14 protein-coding genes are annotated in these 21,027 nt (G+C 59.2%); 7 read left to right on the forward strand and 7 right to left on the reverse strand.

Translation table 11 applies throughout. The features are described 5' to 3' along the window. Positions 1-8 precede the first annotated feature (8 nt). Both BLU52_RS02445 and BLU52_RS02450 read left to right on the forward strand, forming a co-directional pair. Positions 9-1,742: a PTS fructose-like transporter subunit IIB gene (locus tag BLU52_RS02445; RefSeq protein ID WP_090281726.1), complete on the forward strand. Its 1,734-nt coding sequence runs from the start codon at positions 9-11 to the stop codon at positions 1,740-1,742. A gap of 180 nt (positions 1,743-1,922) precedes the next feature. After that, complete coding sequence (locus BLU52_RS02450; protein ID WP_090281727.1) at positions 1,923-3,464, forward strand: alkaline phosphatase D family protein; 1,542 nt, start codon at positions 1,923-1,925, stop codon at positions 3,462-3,464. 124 nt (positions 3,465-3,588) lie between these two features. Here the strand turns inward: BLU52_RS02450 and BLU52_RS02455 are convergent, their stop codons facing one another. Together BLU52_RS02455 and BLU52_RS02460 are read right to left on the reverse strand one after the other, a co-directional pair. Next, a complete protein-coding gene (locus BLU52_RS02455) occupies positions 3,589-6,117 on the reverse strand; it encodes a PepSY domain-containing protein (RefSeq protein WP_090288419.1) in 2,529 nt (842 codons plus the stop codon). A gap of 235 nt (positions 6,118-6,352) precedes the next feature. Next, positions 6,353-8,656 (reverse strand): TonB-dependent receptor, encoded by a 2,304-nt coding sequence (locus BLU52_RS02460; RefSeq protein ID WP_090281728.1) that lies wholly within the window; start codon positions 8,654-8,656, stop codon positions 6,353-6,355. A gap of 207 nt (positions 8,657-8,863) precedes the next feature. Here BLU52_RS02460 and BLU52_RS02465 point away from each other — a divergent pair, with 207 nt between their 5' ends. The 4 genes from BLU52_RS02465 (at position 8,864) to BLU52_RS02480 (ending at position 13,664) form a co-directional block, all read left to right on the forward strand. Next, positions 8,864-9,544 (forward strand): Fe2+-dependent dioxygenase, encoded by a 681-nt coding sequence (locus tag BLU52_RS02465; protein ID WP_090281729.1) that lies wholly within the window; start codon positions 8,864-8,866, stop codon positions 9,542-9,544. Continuing rightward, positions 9,541-10,296, forward strand: a complete 756-nt coding sequence (locus BLU52_RS02470) for a tetratricopeptide repeat protein (RefSeq protein ID WP_090281730.1) — start codon at positions 9,541-9,543, stop codon at positions 10,294-10,296. The genes BLU52_RS02465 and BLU52_RS02470 overlap by 4 nt, the downstream gene beginning before the upstream one ends. 229 nt (positions 10,297-10,525) lie before the next feature. Further along, positions 10,526-12,739 carry an alpha-xenorhabdolysin family binary toxin subunit A gene (locus BLU52_RS02475; protein WP_090281731.1) on the forward strand — a complete coding sequence of 738 codons (2,214 nt, stop codon included), beginning with the start codon at positions 10,526-10,528 and terminating at the stop codon, positions 12,737-12,739. A 25-nt stretch (positions 12,740-12,764) separates the two neighbouring features. Beyond that, a complete protein-coding gene (locus BLU52_RS02480; protein WP_231988003.1) occupies positions 12,765-13,664 on the forward strand; it encodes a hypothetical protein in 900 nt (299 codons plus the stop codon). Positions 13,665-13,702: 38 nt separating this feature from the next. On the opposite strand, the gene BLU52_RS02485 is transcribed toward BLU52_RS02480, so the two are convergent. The 5 genes from BLU52_RS02485 to BLU52_RS02505 form a co-directional block, all read right to left on the reverse strand. After that, on the reverse strand, positions 13,703-14,866 hold the full coding sequence (locus BLU52_RS02485) for a type III PLP-dependent enzyme (protein ID WP_090281733.1): 1,164 nt from the start codon (positions 14,864-14,866) through the stop codon (positions 13,703-13,705). Positions 14,867-15,514: 648 nt separating this feature from the next. Continuing rightward, positions 15,515-16,672, reverse strand: a complete 1,158-nt coding sequence (locus BLU52_RS02490) for an osmoprotectant ABC transporter ATP-binding protein OsmV (RefSeq protein WP_090281734.1) — start codon at positions 16,670-16,672, stop codon at positions 15,515-15,517. After that, positions 16,669-17,322, reverse strand: a complete 654-nt coding sequence (locus BLU52_RS02495) for an ABC transporter permease (protein ID WP_090281735.1) — start codon at positions 17,320-17,322, stop codon at positions 16,669-16,671. The genes BLU52_RS02490 and BLU52_RS02495 overlap by 4 nt, the downstream gene beginning before the upstream one ends. Positions 17,323-17,335: 13 nt before the next feature. Then, entirely contained in the window at positions 17,336-18,229 is an 894-nt protein-coding gene (locus tag BLU52_RS02500; RefSeq protein ID WP_090281736.1) for a glycine betaine ABC transporter substrate-binding protein, read from the reverse strand. 19 nt (positions 18,230-18,248) lie between these two features. Beyond that, positions 18,249-18,938: an ABC transporter permease gene (locus tag BLU52_RS02505; protein WP_172833351.1), complete on the reverse strand. Its 690-nt coding sequence runs from the start codon at positions 18,936-18,938 to the stop codon at positions 18,249-18,251. Positions 18,939-19,296: 358 nt separating this feature from the next. Between BLU52_RS02505 and BLU52_RS02510 the strand changes: the two genes are divergently transcribed. Next, positions 19,297-20,880, forward strand: a complete 1,584-nt coding sequence (locus BLU52_RS02510) for a peptide chain release factor 3 (RefSeq protein ID WP_090281738.1) — start codon at positions 19,297-19,299, stop codon at positions 20,878-20,880. Positions 20,881-21,027 lie beyond the last annotated feature (147 nt).

The raw sequence follows: 21,027 nt of genomic DNA on the forward strand, positions 1-21,027 counted from the left end.
GGTTTGTGATGAAGTTAGCCATTGTTACGGCTTGCCCGAACGGCATGGTCACCAGTGTGCTGTGCGCACGTTTGCTCGATGCCGCAGCGCAGCGTCAGGGCTGGAGCACCAGCGTCGAAGTGGTCGACCCGGCGCACCCGGAGCGCGAGTTGTCGGCGGCGACCATCGCAGCGGCGGAGTGGGTTTTGCTGGTGACCACCGGCCCGATCGACATGAGTCGTTTTGTCGGCAAGCGGGTGTTCCAGATCGCCCCGGCGCAGGCGCTGCAGGATGTGGAAGCAGTGCTGCGCCGTGGTGCTGAAGAGGCCGAGGTCTACGTTGCCAGCGAAGCACAACCGGCGGCAGACACGTCGCGATCACCGCGCATCGTCGCGATCACCGCGTGCCCGACCGGCGTCGCCCACACCTTCATGGCGGCCGAAGCGTTGCAGCAGACGGCCAAGCGTCTGGGCTACGAATTGCAGGTCGAAACCCAGGGCTCGGTGGGCGCGAAAACCCCGTTGAGCGCAGCGGCGATTGCCGACGCCGACGTGGTCCTGCTGGCGGCGGACATCGATGTCGCCACCGAGCGTTTCGCTGGCAAGAAGATCTATCGCTGCGGCACCGGCATCGCCTTGAAGCAGTCCGAGGCCACGCTGAAAAAGGCCCTGGCCGAAGGCGTTGTTGAAAGCGCGGCAGGCGAGGGCACGGCCCCGGCCAAGTCAGAGAAAACCGGCGTCTACAAACACCTGCTGACCGGTGTCTCGTACATGCTGCCGATGGTCGTGGCGGGTGGTTTGCTGATCGCTTTGTCGTTCGTCTTCGGCATTACCGCGTTCAAGGAAGAGGGCACGCTGGCGGCGGCGCTGATGCAGATCGGCGGCGAGACCGCGTTCAAATTGATGGTGCCGCTGTTGGCCGGCTACATCGCCTACTCGATTGCCGACCGCCCGGGCCTGGCGCCAGGGATGATCGGTGGTTTGCTGGCGGGTACGCTGGGCGCCGGGTTTATCGGCGGGATCATTGCCGGTTTCATTGCCGGTTACGCGGCAAAAGCGATCAGCCGTTATGTCGCGTTGCCGCAAAGTCTGGAGGCGCTGAAACCGATCCTGATCATTCCGTTGTTCGCCAGTCTGATTACCGGTCTGGTGATGATTTACGTGGTTGGCAAACCGGTCGCCGGCATGCTCGCAGCGCTGACGCAGTTCCTCGACAGCATGGGCACCACCAATGCGATCCTGCTCGGCGTGTTGCTCGGCGCAATGATGTGCGTCGACCTCGGCGGGCCGATCAACAAAGCCGCGTATGCGTTTTCGGTGGGGCTGCTGGCCTCGCAGAGTTACGCCCCGATGGCCGCGACCATGGCCGCCGGCATGGTGCCGCCGATCGGTCTGGGCATCGCCACGTTCATTGCCCGGCGCAAGTTCGCCCAGAGCGAGCGCGAGGCGGGTAAAGCGGCCTTCGTGCTCGGCCTGTGCTTTATCTCGGAGGGGGCGATTCCGTTTGCCGCGAAAGACCCGTTGCGGGTGATCCCGGCGGCGATCGCCGGCGGCGCACTGACGGGCGCGCTGTCGATGTACTTCGGCTGCAAGCTGATGGCGCCGCACGGTGGCCTGTTCGTGCTGGCGATCCCGAATGCGATCAATCATGCGCTGTTGTATCTGCTGGCAATTATGGCCGGGAGTCTGGTGACGGCGGTGGTGTATGCGCTGCTCAAGCGGCCTGAGGTGGTTGAGCTGGCGGTCGATCCCGTCAATGCCTGACACCGCGATCCCCTTGTAGGAGTGAGCCTGCTCGCGATAGCGGTGTGTCAGATGCATTGATGTTACTGACCCACCGCTATCGCGAGCAGGCTCACTCCTACATTTTGTTTGCGGTGTGGCTGATGTCATGGCGAGTTCATACAGCCATGCTTAAGTTTTCCCTTTTGCAGGGAGAACACCATGAGCGATTTCAACCTCGGGCGCCGTCGGGTGATGCAAGCGGTCGGCGCCGGGCTGTTGCTGCCGGGGCTGGCGCCGGCGGTGATTGCTTCGGTCAAGGATCGTCCGCAACTCACCGATGGCGTGCAATCGGGCGACCTGCTCGGCGACCGCGCGATGATCTGGAGCCGCAGCGATCGCCCGGCACGCATGGTGGTCGAGTGGGACACCCGCAGCCTGTTCGGCAATCCGCGCAAATTCGTCTCGCCATTGGCCGACGCCCGCAGCGATTTCACCGCCCGCGTCGAACTGACCGGGCTGCCCGCCGATCAGGCGATTTTCTATCGCGTGTACTTTGAGGATGCTCAGACCGGCGTTGCCAGCGAACCATGGTTCGGCCATCTGCGCAGCGTGCCCACGGCGAAGCGCGATATCCGTTTCGTCTGGAGCGGCGACACCGTCGGCCAGGGTTTCGGCATCAACCCGGACATCGGCGGCATGCGCATCTACGAAGCCATGCGCCTGCGCCTGCCGGACTTCTTCATCCACAGCGGCGACACCATCTATGCCGACGGCCCGGTGCCGGCGCAACTGACCACCGAAAACGGCCGCATCTGGCGCAATCTCACCACTGAAGCCAAGAGCAAAGTCGCGCAGACCCTCGACGACTATCGCGGCAACTACCGCTACAACCTGATGGACGAAAACATCCGCCGCTTCAACGCCGAAGTGCCGCAGATCTGGCAGTGGGACGATCACGAAGTGGTCAACAACTGGTCGCCGGGCAAACAACTCGATGAGCGCTATCAGGAAAAAAATATCCACACCCTGGTCGGGCGCGCGCGGCAGGCGTGGCTGGAATATGCGCCGATGCGCTTGCAGGCGGCCGATGGCGGCGGGCGGATTTATCGCAAGCTGAGCTATGGGCCGATGCTCGATGTATTTGTGCTGGATATGCGCAGTTACCGCGAGGCCAACGACGACAACCTCGGCGCGGCGAAACCGTTCCTTGGGCGTGAGCAGCTGGACTGGCTCAAGCGTGAATTGAAGGATTCGAAGGCGCAGTGGAAAGTCATCGCTGCCGACATGCCCATCGGGCTCGGCGTGCCGGACGGCGAGGTCAAACCGGGTGTTGCGCGCTGGGAGGCCGTGGCCAATGGCGATCCTGGCCCGGCGCAAGGGCGAGAGCTGGAGATCGCCGAACTACTCGGCTTCCTGCGTGCGCAGCTGGTGCGCAATTTCGTGTTTCTGACGGCGGATGTGCATTACTGCGCCGCGCATCACTATCACCCGGATAGGGCGGCGTTTCAGGATTTCGAGCCGTTCTGGGAGTTCGTTGCCGGGCCGTTGAATGCCGGGAGTTTCGGGCCTAATCCGCTGGATAAAACCTTCGGGCCACAAGTGGTCTTCGAGAAAGCCCCCGCCGCGCAGAACACCTCGCCGTTTGCCGGCTTTCAGTTTTTTGGCGAGGTGAACATCGAAGGGCAGAGCGGGGAGATGAGTGTGGTGTTGCGGGATCTGGATGGGGTGGCGGTGTTTGAGCAGAAGTTGCAGCCTGTCTGATTCGATTAACACCGCAGTCCCCTGTAGGAGTGAGCCTGCTCGCGATAGCTATCTGTCAGAGAAATTGATGCTGACTGACACACCGCTATCGCGAGCAGGCTCACTCCTACAGGGATCGGAGGCGTTAGTAAACGTCGCGGCGGTAGCGGCCCTGTTCGATCAGGCGTTCGACTTCGGCGCTGCCGAGGATATCGGTGAGTACCTGATCCACGCCTGAGGCCATCCCCTGAAGGCTTCCACAGACGTAAATCACCGCACCCTCCGCCAGCCATTGCTTCAGCTCCTCCGCCGATTCTCGCAAGCGGTCCTGCACATAAACCTTCTCGGCCTGATCGCGGGAAAACGCCAGGTCCAGTCGCGCCAGATCGCCATTGATCAGCCATTCTTCCAGCTCGGCGCGGCAGAGGAAATCGTACTCGCGATTGCGTTCGCCAAACAGCAGCCACTGGCGTTGCTGGCCGTCGGCAATCCGTGCCTTGAGCAAACTGCGCAAGCCGGCGAGGCCGGTGCCGTTGCCCAGCAGAATCATCGGCACGGGCTCGTTCGGCAAATGGAAACCGCTGTTGCGGCGCACGCGCAGGCTGATGCTGCCGCCCACGGGTGCGTGTTCGGTCAACCAGCCGGAACCGATGCCGAGAGTGCCGTCGGCGTGCTGTTCCTGACGCACGATCAGTTCCAGCACGCCATCGGCGGCGATCGAGGCGATCGAGTATTCGCGCATGGCCAGCGGCACCATCGCATCGACCAGTGATTGCGCATGCAGGCCGACCAGATGTGCGCGGTGTTCCGGCAATTGCCGCGAGGCCAGTGCCACTTCCAGCGGCTCGCTGAGGCCGTTGATTTTCACCGTGGTCTCGCCACGAATGCCGAGGCCGTCGAGGAAATGCTCAATCGCCCATGGGCAATTGCGCGGCAGCACTTCGACCAGATCGCCGGCCAGCCAGCTACTGGTATCGGGAGCTTTGAGGCCTAGCAGATAAACCGGCGCGCCGCTGCTGTCGGGGTTCATCAGTTCGCGCCGCACCAGCGTCCAGTTGGCGTAGCTCGGCGCCTGCCAGGTTTCGGTCGGCGCCTGTCCGGTGAGCTGGCCGAGTTGGGTTTGCCAGTGACGCAAAGCGTAGGGATCGCCGCTGTCGACTTCTACCGGCGCGAACAAGGTCTTGCCGCCGTGCTCGCCCAGCCATTGGTGCAGGCGTTTGGCGAAGCCGCAGAAGTGTGCGTACTGGCGGTCGCCGAGGCCCAGCACCGCGTAGTTCAGGCTGTCGAGGGTTGCGGCCCGGCTCAGCACCTTGCGCTCGAAACCGCGCGCGCTGTCCGGGGCTTCGCCGTCGCCAAAGGTGCTGACCACGAACAGCGCATTGCTCGATGCGCGCAGATCCTGCTCGCTGACATTGGCCAGTGGCTGCACGTTGACCGGCAAACCGGCGGCTTGCAATTGGCCGGCGGTCTGCCAGGCGAGTTGCTCGGCAAAACCACTCTGGCTGGCGAAACCGACCAGCCACGCCGAGGCATCGCCGGCCGGTTGCTCAAGCCCTTTGCGCGCGTCCTTGATCTGCTTTTTCTTGCGTCGGCGGTCGAGGTACAGCAGCCATCCCGTGATAAAGAACAGCGGCATGCACACCGCCGCAACAGTCACGATGATGCGCCCGACGAGGCCGAAATAGCTGCCGACGTGCAGCGCGTAAATGCTGGTCAGCAGTTGTGCCTTGAAGCTTTTGTCGGCGTAGCGGTCGACGCGTTTGACCAGACCGGTGGCCGGGTCGAGGGTGATCTGGTTCAGCGCACGATCATGCGGCGAGCTGTCGAGCAGATAGAACACCGTCGCCGGTTGGCCGGCCACGGGCGGCATGCGAATGTTGTAGGCGGACAGGCCCGGGCCGGCGGCGCTGTAGATGCTGCTCCACATCGCCGCGTAGTCGGCGGTCGGCGCCGGGCCTTCGGGGGCCGGACCACGACCGCCGCGCACGCGCTCATTTTGCGGGGCGTCGGACAGCAGGCGGGTCAGGCCTTTGTTGTACCACTCGTAGGACCACGACAACCCGGTCAGCGCCAGCAGCAGATACACCAGCAGGCACCAGGTGCCGGCCACCGAGTGCAGATCCCAGTTGAACGCCCGACCCTTTTTCTTCCAGTCCAGGGTCAGCCACACGCGCCAGCTGTTCCACTGCCGCGGCCAGCGCAGATACAAGCCCGACAGGCAGAAAAACAGCAGCATCAAGGTGCAGGCGCCGGTGATGTTGCGCCCGGTATCGCCCATCGCCAGGAAACGGTGCAGCTGCAGCATCAGGCCGAAGAAATCCTGGCCGACGGCATCGCCCTTGAACTCGGCGGTGTAGGGGTCGAAGTAGCGCATCTCGCCGCGGCGCTCGCCTTTGGGCGGCGTGAAGTACACCCGCGCCGCGTTGCCACTGTCGGTTTCGACCCAGAGCATGGCGACTTTCTTGCCGGACGCGCCTTCGATGCGCTCCACCAGTTCGACCGGCGGCAGCACCCCGGCGACCTGTTTTTCCACTTGCAGGACGGACGGATTCAGCGCCCGCAGGATTTCGTCCTGAAACGAATAGGCCGCCCCGGTGATGCCCATCAAGGCCAGCACCAGCCCCGCGGTGATGCCAAAAAACCAGTGCAACTGGAACAGGGTTTTCTTCAACACGTCACTCGCCGTCCGTTCGAAAGTTGTCATCACGGCGCGCATTATGCCGTGGGTTGTCGTGAAGCGTTTTTCGTAACACGCAAAAGCCCCGTTCAATTGAATGAACGGGGCCAGGCCTTGCGGCATATCCTGTGTAGGAGTGAGCCTGCTCGCGATAGCGGTGTGTCAGTCAGCATTAATTTCTCTGACAGATAGCTATCGCGAGCAGGCTCACTCCTACAGGTTTCCACCGTTATCAGAAGTGGAAATTGGTGCTCAACAGCGCCGTACGGCCCGCCGCCTGGTTGGCGAAGTGGGTCGAGAAGGCTTTGTCGTAATAGGTTTCGTCGGTCAGGTTCTGCACGTTGAGTTGCAGGTCGACGTTCTTGGTCAGCTTGTAGGCGGCCATCGCGTCGTAACGTACATAGGAATCGACCATCGTGGTGTTGGCGACACTGCCGTAGACGTCGTCGACATAGAACGCGCCACCGCCGATCGTCAGCTTCGGCGTGAGCTGGTAAGTGGTCCACAGGCTGGCGCTGTTTTTCGGTGTGTTCGGCAAGTCATTGCCGTCGTTGGCGCGGCCCAACGGACCGCCGTCAACCTGTTCGCTGTCCATGAACGCGTACCCGGCGAACACCTGCCACTTGTCGGTGAGCTTGCCGCTGGCCGACAGCTCGAAACCTTGTACGCGGGTCTTGCCGGCGTTTTCGTACGAGCTGGTATCAACCTGCACGCGGGCGTTTTCTTTCTCGGTACGGAAGATGTCAGCGGTCAGCGACAGGCGATCATTGAGCAGATCCCACTTGGTGCCGATCTCGTAGTTCTTGGTGGTTTCCGGCTCCATGTCGCTGCTCAGCAGGTTGCCGCTGCGATCCGGCGTGCCGCCCAGCGGATTGCCTTCCTGACCTTCGCCCAAGGTGTTGCCCGGCGGCGTGGCGGAGGTGGCGTAGGACGCGTAGATGCTGCCGTTTTCCGCCGGTTTGTAGACCACGCCAAACTGGCCGGTGACGAACTCGCTGGTGTCATCGCCCTTGGAAGTGGTGCGACCGGCCGCGTTGTAGGTCTTGTAGTCGGTGTCGAAGTGGTCGTAACGCAGGCCCATGTTGACCAGCCACTGCTCTGACAGCTCCAGGGTGTCGAACACGTACAGCGCGTAAGTGTCGGCCTGGGTGTCCGTGCCGGCGTAGTTGCGCGAGATCGCGCCGTTCCACGGATCGTTCGGGTTCGGATTCGACAGCGAGGTGCAGTTGTAACCGCTGGCCGCGCCGATCAGGCCCGGGTTGCAGTTGGTCGTTACGGCGCTGGTGCGCGGCGTGGTATCGGTGTTGACGTTGTACGAGGATTTCTCGCTCTGCTCGCGGGTGTATTCAACCCCGGTGGAGAAGCTGTTCTTGAAACCGGCCACGTAGAAGGTGCCAAACAGGTCGGTCTGGTTGGTGGTGGTTTCGGTGTTGCTCACCCGCGTATTCGCTCGGCGCCAGACGCTGCCATTGTTGACGTTGCCCTTGCTGTCGTCCGGCTGGGTCAGGATGTAGTCCTGCATGCTGGTTCCGTGGCGCAGGGTGTTCTTGAGCGTCAGCGAATCGTTCAGGTCATGCTCGATGGCGAAGGTCGCGGTGTCGGTGCGGCCCTTGCGGAAGTCGCGGTCCAGACCGTAGAAGTTGCTGTCATCGCCACCGGCGTACGGCTTGTCCGGGTTGGACTTGGTGCGCGGGTTCGACAGGGTATAAGGGATGCCCGAATCCGGCGTGTCGTTGCTTTCCAGATGGTAGTAATCGAGGTTGACGCGGGTGTCGGTGCCCAGGCCAAACGCCAGCGACGGCGCGATGCCCCAACGGTCGTAATCGACCTTGTCACGGCCGGCGACGTTGCTCTCGTGGCTCATCAGGTTCAAACGGCCAGCGGCGCTGTCGCTGAACTGATAGTTGCCGTCGAGGGTGTAGCGCTGGGTCTGGTCGGAGCCGTAGGTGAAGCCGCCATCGAACGAATTACCCAGATGGGCTTTCTTGCTCACCAGGTTGATGCTGCCGCCCGCCGCGCCACGACCGCCGATGGCGGAGTTCGGGCCCTTGCTGACTTCGATGTTCTCGACAGCGAAGATCTCGCGGCTTTGCGAGCCGGTGTCGCGCACGCCGTCCAGGTAGGTGTCGCCCTGTGCGTCAAAACCGCGAATGAACGGACGGTCGCCCTGCGGGTTGCCACCTTCACCGGCGCCGAAGGTGATACCCGGCACGGTGCGCAGCGCGTCCTGCATGTTCAGCGCGCCGGTGTCTTTCAGTACTTGTTGCGGAATGACGGTGACCGAGCGCGGCGTATCGACCAGCGGCGCGGTGTACTTGGGCGAGGAGGCCTTCTCGACCTGATAGGACGTCGAGTCCTGGGCTTCGCCAGTGATGGCGGTGGCGTCCAGGGCGATGGCATTACCGGAGGCTTTGCTCTCGGTCTTTTCGGCGGCGAACACCATCTGGCCTGCGGAGCCGGCGGTGATTGCCACGCCGATTGCCGAGGCGAGCAGACGTGGTGAACTGACCGGTAATTGTGCGTGTTGACGTGCCATTTTTATTCCCCTCCCCAAGGATTTGAGGCGGCGGAATATAGGGTAAACAGGTATTTGTATCAATTGCGAAAAATTACTATTCGCGACAAATTTACATTCTTTACATTTTAACCTTACGGTTTTTGCCAGTTCGTTCGTCCCGCAGGTTTTACACAGCCAATAAGAATCAATACCATTGCCGCCTCTTTGCCATCAGGTTACATCGCCATGCTGCTGCACATTCCCGGACTGTTCGCCAAAGAAGAGGTGCAACGCATTCGCCAGGCGTTGGAGCAGGCCGACTGGGCCGATGGCAAGATCACCGCAGGCTTTCAATCGGCCAAGGCCAAGCACAATCTGCAACTGCCCGAAGGTCATCCTCTGGCCAAGGAGATCGGCGCGGCAATGCTGGAGCGGCTATGGAAAAACCCGTTGTTCATGTCGGCCGCGCTGCCGCACAAGGTCTTCCCACCGTTGATCAACTGCTACACGGCCGGTGGCAGTTTCGATTTCCACATCGACAACGCCGTGCGCCAACCCAAGGGCAGCATCGAGCGCGTGCGCACCGATCTGTCGGCCACGCTGTTTTTCAGTGAGCCGGAAGATTACGACGGCGGCGAGCTGGAGATTCAGGACACCTACGGCACCCAGCGAGTGAAGCTGCCCGCCGGCGACATGGTGTTGTATCCGGGCACCAGTCTGCACAAGGTCAACGCCGTCACTCGCGGCGCGCGTTATGCGTCGTTTTTCTGGACGCAAAGTCTGGTACGCGAGGACAGTCAGCGCGCGTTGCTGTTCGAAATGGACGGCGCGATTCAGCAGCTCACCAACGACGTGCCCGACCATCCCTCGCTGATCCGCCTCACCGGCACCTATCACAACCTGTTGCGACGCTGGGTCGAGGTATGAGCTTCCAGCTGCGCCGCGAGGAAATGCTGGACGTTGCTGATCTGGCAGTGATGCTCGAAGAAAGCCCGGGCCGTGCTGCACAGGCGATTCTGCTGGCAGCAGGTGAAGGCGAAGTCGAAGCGCAAGCGTTGCTGGGGCAGATTTTGCTCGATGGCCGAGGCATCGCCCAGGATCAACCGCTGGCGCTGCGCTGGTTCGGCATCGCCGCCGGGCGTGGGCATCTGATGGCGCGCAACATGCTCGGGCGTTGTCATGAGCATGGCTGGGGTTGTGTGACGGATGCGTCGATGGCGGCGCAGCATTATCGTATCGCCGCAGAGGCCGGGCTGGATTGGGCGATGTACAACCTCGCCAACCTTCTCGCCACCGGTCGCGGCATCGTGCAAAACCAGGCGCAGGCTTTGGACCTGTATCGTCGTGCTGCCGAGTCGGGCCACGCCAAATCGATGAATCTGTTGGGTCGTTATCTGGAAGAAGGTCAGCATTGTCCGCAGGACTTGCGGGCGGCGAGCGAATGGTATCGCTGTGCGGCTGAGTCCGGAGATTTTCGCGGACAATTCAGTCACGCCGCCCTGCTCGCCGAAGCGGGGCAGATAGAAGATGCGCTTGGCTGGCTGGGCAAAGCGCTGACTGCGGGTAACGAAAGTTTCCTGCGGGTTGCCGGTGAGTCGCTGATGAATGCAGGGCATCCCAGGATTCGCGCAATGGGCGAGGCTTATCGTATGCGCTTATCAAGTTTGATTGGCATGTAACAACTTAGTTGTGTTGCAAGTCAGTAAGTAAAATTTGCTGGATAATCAAAGGCGGCTGCTCGGCTTGGTAGTTGTCTCGTAGTGTTTATTCACATATAACAGCTTGTTGGTTTTCCGCTTTTTCTCCTAAGGTGTTTCTGCGATACCGCTGTTCAATTTATCGAACTGTTGGTGTGGCGAGTATCGAAAGTAACTTTCGTTGAATGTTCGGAGAAACAAGGAGTTTCTTATGGGGATCAGAGTGGATAACAAGGTTGTCGAGGCTGCTGTAAAAGCGCCTCAGGTATTTATCGCTGCGTCAGTCGGCGAGGGCCAGGAATACCATCGGGGTGTTGGTATTCAGTTGACAAAAGAGCAAATCATTAGTTTAAGAAAGTATGAAGTGCTTGGTTTGTCTCTGCCGATTCGGTTGCAGGATGTTATTGCCTATTTGAACTATGGCGCAGGTGATAGCGGCGGTGTAGGCCTGAAGCCCGCGGACTTTCTATTCACTTTCACCAAGGTCTATGATCACGCCAAAGGCTGGTCCACATTGCGTGAGGATATCAAACTCACGGGCACTCATCTGAAGATCTTTGCGGGCAGCATCATCCGTATGGGGCGGGAGATTGTCGAGGTCTATGAAGATCTGAAGGTTTCCCAGTACCTGGAAGAACACAATATCAACACACCGGAAGAGTTTCTGAAACTCAAGCAAAAGTTTCCCAATCTCCCCGATTTGAACGTGCCCGCTGCCGACGTTAAAGAGATCGGTCAATACCTTAACGGTTTGCTCAACAAGATCAGCGAGTGCCATCTGAAAGCCGAGGAAGTCCGCGGCAAGCTGGACAAGTTTGGTACGGAGATGCGCGAGGGGGTGTTACCGGAAATCGCGCGCCGACTGGAGTTTGTCTCGAGAAATACCTATCAGGCGGACATTCAGGCGCTACAAGACGTGATCGACCAGCGCTCCAAGGAGATTGATGAACTTAACAAACGATACGATCAAATGGTTGAGGAAGCGATCAAGTCTGCAGCGACGCTGAATATTGCCGGATTGATTCTCGGTATTTATGGGGGCATAAAAGCAGAGGGAATTCGCAAGGAGCGAAACAGGCTGAAAGGCGAACAACAAGCGGACAACCAGAAAATGGCCAGCAAGAACCAGACACTGAGTTCCTTGAACAAAGTGCGCGACGACTTGCAAAATCTGAACTATGTAGCGATCGAGGCTGAACTGGCGACGCAAAACCTGATGTTGGTGTGGAATGCGCTGAGCGCTTACATCAGTGCGTCCGTCAGCGACGCCGATCTCCTTGGAGAAGCAACTTCTTTGAGGCGTTTTAAAAATCAGCTTCTTGGAGTGATCGATCCGTGGGAGCAGATCCAAATCAGTGCCGATCAACTTGTGGGTGTCTTCGCGGCAGCTGAACAAGAGTATGGAAACAGCTTTCAAACATTCAGGAGCAGGACGCTCATGCTATCACCAAAAAATTATTCAGCTTACCCAGAAGTAAACATGGCGGCTTTGCGTAATTACGCTGGCCTGATTCAGGCGGAAAATACCACGGCGCAAATGCTGTTTGAGCAGTTCGATTATCTACAGGGGACAGTCAGCAGCATGAATGACATCTGCCTCGCTGTTCAGAAAGCAGTATTCGATATTCGTGATCAGGCACAGCAGAATGTTATCCATCTAACACGTGCGCAATCGAAGCTCATGGGGCTTCAGGCGGAGCTTGGTGAGCCAGATGATGAGCAAGATATTCACGAAGATATGGAGTTACAACTCAAGGGCATCTTCAACAAGCTTTCGGAGCGATATGAAAACCTGAAGGGCTCGCGCAACGGAATGAGCACTGCTTATGATCGGGCGACTTCGCAGGGTTGGGTGGCGACGTTGCAACAGGATCGTGATGCATCGCAAGCATTGAAAATCAATGCTGAAGAAAAACTGATCGACCTCGAAGCAGAGATGAAAGTGGTTTCCGATGGTATCGATTTGATCGGCAAGGCCGGCGTGGAGAAGATCGGTGAGCAAGCGCAGCTAACGCTGGACCGCCTGAAAGCCCTGGGTCTGGCGCCACCTCAGGTTCAAATTGCATTGCTGGCCATCGATACCTTGAAAAAAATGATCTCCGGTATCGGTGAGGCGATTTCTTTCTTCAACATGCTGGCGTTCTACGACAGGCTCAAGGATAAAGCGGCCGACTTGCGTACACGGGTGAGGAATTACCATAAAGACATCACCCGGATCGACGGGAAGATTCGATTGGTCGCTGTGCTGGATCGACTGGACGACGAGCGCTGGAACTATGTGAACGAGTACTCGAATCTGGAAGCCGTTTCTTATTCGTTATGCCGAGACTTCGAGCAGAACAAGGCACAACACGTCGAAGAGCGAGCAGCTACTGCAATCGCGCGTATTGACGACGTGGTCAAATATCTAAGGCAGATTCAATAACAAGGAGTCGGGGGCGGTGGGTTGCGTGCCCATCGCTTCTAAAATCATGAATTTACTCGCCTATGAGTTTTCTGCAGAGCAGCGTCGCGCTCTGGATCGCTACACTGCGTTTCTCGGCTCTATTCACACCGTCACCGCCAATATCCCAGTGGTTTTCGAGCGCCGCAGGTCCAGCGGTCATGCATTGGCGGTGTTGGCCAGCGACTCGCGCCTGAACAATGTCCCGTTCAATGAACGCTACTTGCGTGACTTCTGGAGACGCATCGAAGAGGCCAGGCAACAGTGCAGTGCTTTCGTCTCGGAACTGCTGACGTTTAGACGCGAGTCATTGGAAATCACCAAAAATAACTCACGACATTCACTTCTCAGCGGGGTGGACTTCAACTTGTACAGTTTGTCCCGGTCGCCGACCTGGATATTATTTCCGCCAACCGATGTGTCGGATCTGGTTCACGAACTGGTGCTTCGCCTGTACAGGCTGAGGGCAACGATACGCCAGCTCAAATATACAGTGGTCGAAGTGCATGACGAGTCGTTCGGCATTAAATCGGTATTTGCCAGGGCAATGGATCACCGCTCCTGCCAGTGTCATCCCCAGCCGACAGTCGTCCAGGAATTGTTTAGCGAGAGGCGCACCCAACCGATGTGGGATACGGCGTACTCTTCAGCGGATCCGCTGATCCGGGCCGGGGAATACAAGGCCGGTGTTACCGGATTGTTCAACGCCGTGGCGTCTGTCAGCATGCAAATCTGCATGAATCTTGAGGAAACAGGAGTACGCATGGACACGGCCATTCAGGAGCTGTTAACGGCAGAGCGTGTGTCGACCCTCGGCCAGCTGAATTCCAGACTGGCTGCGGCGAAAGAGCAAGCCGAAGCGTTCATGGCGATGCTCAACCACCTTGAAACATGGCTGCGTCATTAAAAAAGGCCCTGTGAGGGCCTTTTCATTCAGAGCATTGATTACACGTAATAGGACTTCAACGGCGGAAAGCCGTTGAACTCCACGGCGCTGTAACTAGTGGTATACGCACCGGTCGACAACCAGTACAGACGATCACCAATCGCCAGGTTCAGCGGCAGACCGTACTTGTAGTTCTCGTACATGATGTCAGCGCTGTCGCATGTCGGGCCGGCGATGACCACTTCTTCCATCTCGCCTTTCTTCTCGGTCCAGATCGGGAACTTGATCGCTTCGTCCATGGTTTCGATCAGGCCGGAGAACTTGCCCACATCGGTGTACACCCAGCGCTCGACCGCCGTGCGGGATTTACGCGCCACCAGTACCACTTCGCTGACCAGAATGCCGGCGTTGGCGATCAACGAACGGCCTGGTTCCAGAATGATTTCCGGCAGGTCATCACCGAAGTCTTCTTTAAGGAAGCGGATGATTTCTTCGGCGTAGGTTTCCAGGCTGTTGGTGCGGGTAATGTAGTTGGCAGGGAAGCCACCGCCCATGTTGATCAGCTTGAGGTGGATGCCGTCTTCTTCTTTCAGGCGCTCGAAGATCACTTTGACCTTGGCGATTGCCGCGTCCCAGACGCTGATGTCGCGCTGCTGCGAACCGACGTGGAACGAGATGCCGTAAGGCACCAGACCGAGGTCACGGGCGAGGATCAGCAGGTCCATGGCCATGTCGGTCTGGCAACCGAACTTGCGCGACAGTGGCCAGTCAGCGGTGGTTGAGCCTTCGGTCAGGATGCGCACATAGACTTTCGAGCCCGGCGCGGCCTTGGCGATGTTGCGCAGGTCGGCTTCGGAGTCGGTGGAGAACAGACGCACGCCCTTCTCGTAGAAGTAGCGGATGTCCTTGGACTTTTTGATGGTGTTGCCGTAGCTGATACGGTCGGCGCTGACGCCGCGGTCCATCACCTTGTCCAGTTCGTAGATCGAAGCGATGTCGAAGCTCGAACCTTTGTCTTTGAGCAGGTCGATGATCTCGACCGCCGGGTTGGCCTTGACCGCGTAGTAGACCTTGGCGAATTCGAAACCGGCGCGCAGGTCATCGTAGGCCTGGGCGATCATCGCGGTGTCGATCACCACGAACGGGGTTTCCTGTTTGTCGGCGAACGCCTTCATTTTGTCAAAAGTGGCGCGCGCGAAATAATCTTCGACCTTGATCGACATGCTGGAGAGCTCCTATCGGCAAACTTCATTAAACAATGGGTGCATGAACGTCCTCCGTATCCCCACTTTGGTTCGCCTACTTCCCAAGGCATGTCGCCGAAAGCAAAAAGGCCCAGAGATGTGCAGCGTTCCCTTGGCCTTGCTGTCTCGTCGTCAGTACTTGAGCCGGATGGATCGTTTCCAGCATGGACGTTCGGCGCGAACTTTAGGGCGTGAGGGGGTTGAGATCAACTAAAAATGTCGCGTTTTTGCACGCTTCTGACGTGCGAAGCGTTCATCACTCCTTGTAGCCGACCGAGATGACGGAAAGATGTTCCCGGCGATTTTTCGAGTGTTAAACATACCTGCACGTTCGCGGCTTTTGCCAGCGAAGTCGGTGGTAAGTGTAATAGCGGCAACATCGGCGATGTTAGCGGCGAGAGGGGGGCGTGGGAGGGATTTTGGTTGTTTGCAGGGTTATCGCGGACAACCTGGGTGGTTGCCAGGTGTTGAGATTCTTTTGCGCATGACCAAGGTCTGGAAAAACGCACCGAACCTGTGGGAGCCAGCCTGCTGGCGATGACAATTTCATCATCAAAACAGGGTTGACTGATCTGGCCTCATCGCTAGCAGGCTAGCTCCCACAGGTTTTGCGTGTTTATCGGTAGATCAGGCGACTACTGATTCAGCCGGCGAGACGATATTGGTCTTCATCCCGCGCGAACGCCCCGAACTCAGATAAGCCGCGATCGACTCCTGCGTCACCTCGCCGAGGAACACCCGTTCGGCATCCATCACCGGCAGCCACGCGCGGTTGAACTCGTACATGCGCGACAGCAGGATGCGCAAGTGCTCGTCGTACGCCGCGGTGGCGTTGAACTCACGCAGGAACTGCGCGCAGGTGCCGGTCTGGCGATGCAGGTCGCGACGCCGCACATAGCCCAGTGCCTTGTTCTCGGCGCAAGTCACCACAACGTAGCGACGGTCATGTTCGTCCATCAACTCCAACGCATCGGCCACGGGCGTTTCCGGGCTCACCGATGGCGCGTTGTCTGCCGCGTCTTCGGCTTTCACCAACAGCAGGCGCTTGAGCGTGCTGTCCTGACCGACGAAGTTGCTGACGAAATCATCCGCCGGGTGCGCGAGCAGGGTGTCCGGGTGATCGATCTGCAGCAGTTTGCCGGCGCGGAAGATCGCGATCTTGTCGCCGAGTTTGATCGCCTCGTCGATGTCATGGCTGACCATGATCACGGTCTTGTTCAGCGCGCGCTGCATTTCGAAGAACTCGTTCTGGATCATCTCGCGGTTGATCGGGTCGACCGCACCGAACGGCTCGTCCATCAGCAGCAGCGGTGCATCGGCTGCGAGTGCGCGGATCACACCGATACGCTGCTGCTGACCACCGGACAATTCACGCGGGTAGCGATGCAGGTACTGCTTGGGCTCGAGCTTGATCATGCTCATCAGTTCGCGGGCGCGGTCGTGGCATTTCTGTTTGTCCCAGCCGAGCAGTTTCGGTACCACGACGATGTTCTCTTCGATGGTCATGTTGGGGAACAGACCGATCTGCTGGATCACGTAGCCGATGTTGCGGCGCAGTGTCACTTCGTCGAGATCGGTGGTGTCTTCGCCGTTGATCAGGATCTTGCCGGAGGTCGGTTTGATCAAGCGGTTGATCATTTTCAGCGTGGTGCTTTTGCCGCAACCCGATGGCCCGAGGAACACGCAGATCTCGCCTTCATTGACGGTCAGGCTCACCGAGTCCACGGCTTTGACGTCTTTGCCGTTGCTTTGGAAGGTCTTGCTGAGGTTTTGAAGTTCGATCATTTCAGGAGTCCTTTTGGAGTCAGCGAGCGTTGCAGCCACTGCAGGAAGAGGTCGGCGAAGATCGCCAGAAGACTGACCAGCAGCGCGCCGACGATGAGCATCGACATGTCGCTGCGGCTGATGGAGGCGAGGATCAACACACCGAGGCCGCCGGCGCCGATGGTCGCGGCGATGGTCATCACGCCGATGTTCATCACCACGGCGGTGCGCACGCCAGCGAGGATCACTGGCACCGCGATGGGCAGTTCAACCATGCGCAGGCGCTGGCCGAAGGTCATGCCGATGCCGCGCGCGGCTTCACGAATGCCCGGCTCGACGCCGGTGAGGGCGAGGTAGGTGTTGCGCATGATCGGCAACAGTGAATAGAGGAACACCGCGGTGATCGCCGGCAGCGGGCCGAGACCCTGGCCGAACTTCGAATAGAACGGCAGCAACAGGCCAAACAGCGCGATCGACGGCACGGTCAGCAGCACCGTGGCGCTGGCCTGCAACGGACCGGCGAGAGCAGGAAAGCGCGTCATCAGAATGCCCAGCGGCACGCCGATGACAATCGCCAGGGTCACGGCGATGCCGACCAACGTAATGTGCTGCCAGGTCAGGTGCATCACCTGCTGCCAGTCGAGATGGGAAAAGGCGTTCAGAAATTCCATGACTTCTCCTCTCTTAATTCAGTGGGTGCTGACGCAGGAAATCGGCGGCAACGGACGATGGGCTTTCATGATTGACGTCAACCCGCGCGTTGAGCTGGCGCATGGTTTCGTCGTCGAACAGCTCGGCCAGCGGCTTGAGTTGTGCGGCCAGTTTCGGATTGGCGTCCAGCGTGGCCTGACGCACCACCGGTGCGGCGGTGTAGTCGGGGAAGTAGTGCTTGTCGTCTGCCAGCAATTTCAGGCCAAAGGCGTTAAGGCGACCATCAGTGGTGTAGACCAGACCGGCAAATACCTGGCCGTTGCGCAGCGCGGTGTAGACCAGGCCCGCGTCCATCTGGCGGATGTTCTTGCGGGTCAGGTTCATGTTGTAGAGCTTGACCATGCCGTCGAGACCGTCGGAACGGTTGGCGAACTCGGTGTCCAGCGCCACCAGATGGTTGCTCTTGGCTTCGGCGCGCAGCACGTCGTTGAGCTGGCTGATGTCGCTGATCTGCGGATACTCCTCAGCGATTTTTTTCGGCAGGGCGAGGGCGTAGGTGTTGCTGAACTTCGATGGCGTCAGCCAGATCAGGCCTTTCTTCGCATCGAGTTCCTTGACCCGGGCGTAGGACTGCGCGCTGTCGAGTTTTTCGGTGACATGGTTGTAGGCCACCAGCGACACGCCGGTGTATTCCCAGAGCAGGTCCAGTTGTCCGCTTTCGTGGGCGCTGCGGGCGAGGTTGCTGCCCAGACCGCCGGTGATCTGCGCGTCGTAGCCTTTGCTGCGCAGGTATTGCGCGGTGATTTCGGCGAGCAGGGTCTGCTCGGTGAAGACCCGGGCGCCGAGGCGAATCACCGGTTTTTCAGCGGCTTGTGCGATGCCTGCGAACAGCAGGAAGCAGCCTAGGATCAAGCTGAGTCGTTTCATAAATATTCCTCGCAAAGCCTTAAGACGGGCGCAAACCGCGTTCCAGCCAGAGACGGCTGGCAAGGGTGACCACGCCATCGAGCAACAACGCCAGCAGCGCGGTGCACGCGGCGCCGAGCAGCAGTTGCGGCTGATTGTTCAGGGCGATGCCGGGGAAGATCAGGCTGCCAAGGCTGTTGGCGCCGATCAGAAAGGCCAGCGGCGCGGTACCGACGTTGATCGCCAGCGCCACGCGCACGCCGCCGACAATGATCGGCACGGCGTTGGGCAATTCGACTTTCCACAGCACCTGGCGCGGGGTCATGCCGATGCCGACGGCCGCTTCTTTCAGCGAGCCCTGGACATTTTTCAGGCCTTCGTAGGTGTTGCGCACAATCGGCAACAGGGAGGCGAGGAACAAGGCGAAGATCGCCGGGCCGCTGCCGATGCCGAGGATGCCCAGCGCGATCGCGAGCACGGCCAACGGAGGCACAGTGTTGCCGATATTGAAGATCTGCATGAAGCGTTCGGCGCGGCCGACCATGTTCGGGCGGCTGAGGAAGATACCGGCGGGGATGCCCACGACGAGGGCGGCCAGCATGGAAGCGAGGACGAGAACCAGATGAGCTTGCAGGTAAAACAACAAATCGTCGCGGTAGTGTTCGATCGTGTTGATGCCGATCCAGTGGACCAGCAGGGCCAGGAGCGCGATCACCACCGCACCTCCCATCAGCCCTTTGCCATAGCGGATAGCCACAGGCGGACTCCTTTTTTTGTAGTCGGCGAGCGCTGCTCCGCGTGGCAAAACCATTCCTGGCTGCCGGAGTCAGCGTTCGCGAAAAGTAGCCGTTTTCCAGCACCGGCCAAGCGGTGCGAAAGCGAGCCATGAGCGCAGCCTCGTCAGGCTAACTTGCTGATTTTTCAGCCCCTGACGAAGATTCGTAACAGGGGATGGACGTCTCCTTGCTTTAAAAGGTTCCCATCTGAGGCAGCATTTGGCCACCCTTAATGTGCTCAACGGTTCGGTTATTGTCCTGAGTTGGGCTATAATCGCGGCCCTTTTTTGAATCACCGCCAGGCGATTTCCCATGACCCAACAGGCCGCCGAAGTCGCGAAACGCCGCACTTTCGCCATTATTTCCCACCCCGATGCCGGTAAAACCACGATCACCGAAAAGCTCCTGTTGATGGGCAAGGCGATTGCGGTGGCCGGTACGGTGAAATCCCGTAAATCCGATCGCCATGCGACATCCGACTGGATGGAGATGGAGAAGCAGCGGGGTATTTCCATTACCACGTCGGTCATGCAGTTCCCGTATCGCGAACACATGATCAACCTGCTCGACACACCGGGCCACGAAGACTTCTCCGAAGACACCTACCGCACCCTGACCGCGGTGGACTCGGCCTTGATGGTTCTCGACGGCGGTAAAGGTGTCGAGCCACGGACCATCGCGCTGATGGACGTCTGCCGTCTGCGTGATACGCCGATCGTCAGCTTCATCAACAAACTCGACCGCGACATCCGCGACCCGATCGAACTGCTCGACGAGATCGAAGCCGTTCTGAAGATCAAGGCTGCGCCGATCACCTGGCCGATCGGCTGCTACCGCGACTTCAAGGGCGTGTACCACCTGGCCGATGACTACATCATCGTCTACACCCCAGGCCACGGTCACGAACGCACCGAGACCAAGATCATCCAGAAACTCGACTCCGACGAAGCCCGCGCGCACCTGGGCGACGAGTACGATCGCTTCATCGAGCAACTGGAACTGGTACAGGGCGCCTGCCACGAATTCAACCAGCAGGAATTCCTCGACGGTCAACTGACCCCGGTGTTCTTCGGTACCGCGCTGGGCAATTTCGGTGTCGATCACGTGCTCGACGCCGTTGTGGATTGGGCGCCGCGTCCGCTGGCCCGTGTCGCCAACGAGCGTACCGTCGAGCCGGTCGAAGAGAAGTTTTCGGGCTTCATCTTCAAGATCCAGGCGAACATGGACCCGAAACACCGCGACCGCATCGCCTTCATGCGTATCTGCTCCGGCAAATACGAGAAAGGCATGAAGATGCGCCACGTGCGTACCGGCAAGGACGTGCGCATCGGCGACGCCCTGACGTTCTTCTCCTCCGAGCGTGAACAGCTGGAAGAGGCCTACGCCGGCGACATCATTGGTCTGCACAACCACGGCACGATCCAGATCGGCGATACTTTCAGCGAAGGCGAAGTCCTGGGTTTCACCGGTATTCCGCACTTCGCCCCGGAACTGTTCCGTCGTGTGCGTCTGCGTGATCCGCTGAAATCCAAGCAACTGCGTCAGGGCTTGCAGCAGTTGGCGGAAGAGGGCGCGACGCAGGTGTTCTTCCCGGAGCGCAGCAACGACATCATTCTTGGCGCCGTCGGTGTGCTGCAGTTCGATGTGGTCGCGAGTCGTTTGAAAGAGGAATACAAGGTTGAGTGCTCGTATGAGCCGATCACTGTGTATTCGGCGCGCTGGATCGAGTGCAGCGACAAGAAGAAGCTTGAGGAGTTTTCCAACAAGGCTGTGGAGAACCTGGCATTGGATGGCGGTGGGCATTTGACCTATCTGGCGCCGACGCGGGTGAATCTGGCGTTGATGGAAGAGCGTTGGCCGGATGTGAAATTCCGCGCGACGCGGGAGCATCATTAAGGTTTGATTGGTTTTTCTGAAAGCCCCTGAGGTGTAGGCCTTGGGGGCTTTTTTTTTGCCTTGGTATTGGCGGCCTTTGGGCCGACCATGCTCTGGTTGTTTTGGGGGCATATCCTTTTTTGGGGTGTTGCGGCTGGCGGTTTCGCC

It is taken from the genome of Pseudomonas granadensis, assembly GCF_900105485.1.
Taxonomy (GTDB): domain Bacteria; phylum Pseudomonadota; class Gammaproteobacteria; order Pseudomonadales; family Pseudomonadaceae; genus Aquipseudomonas; species Aquipseudomonas granadensis.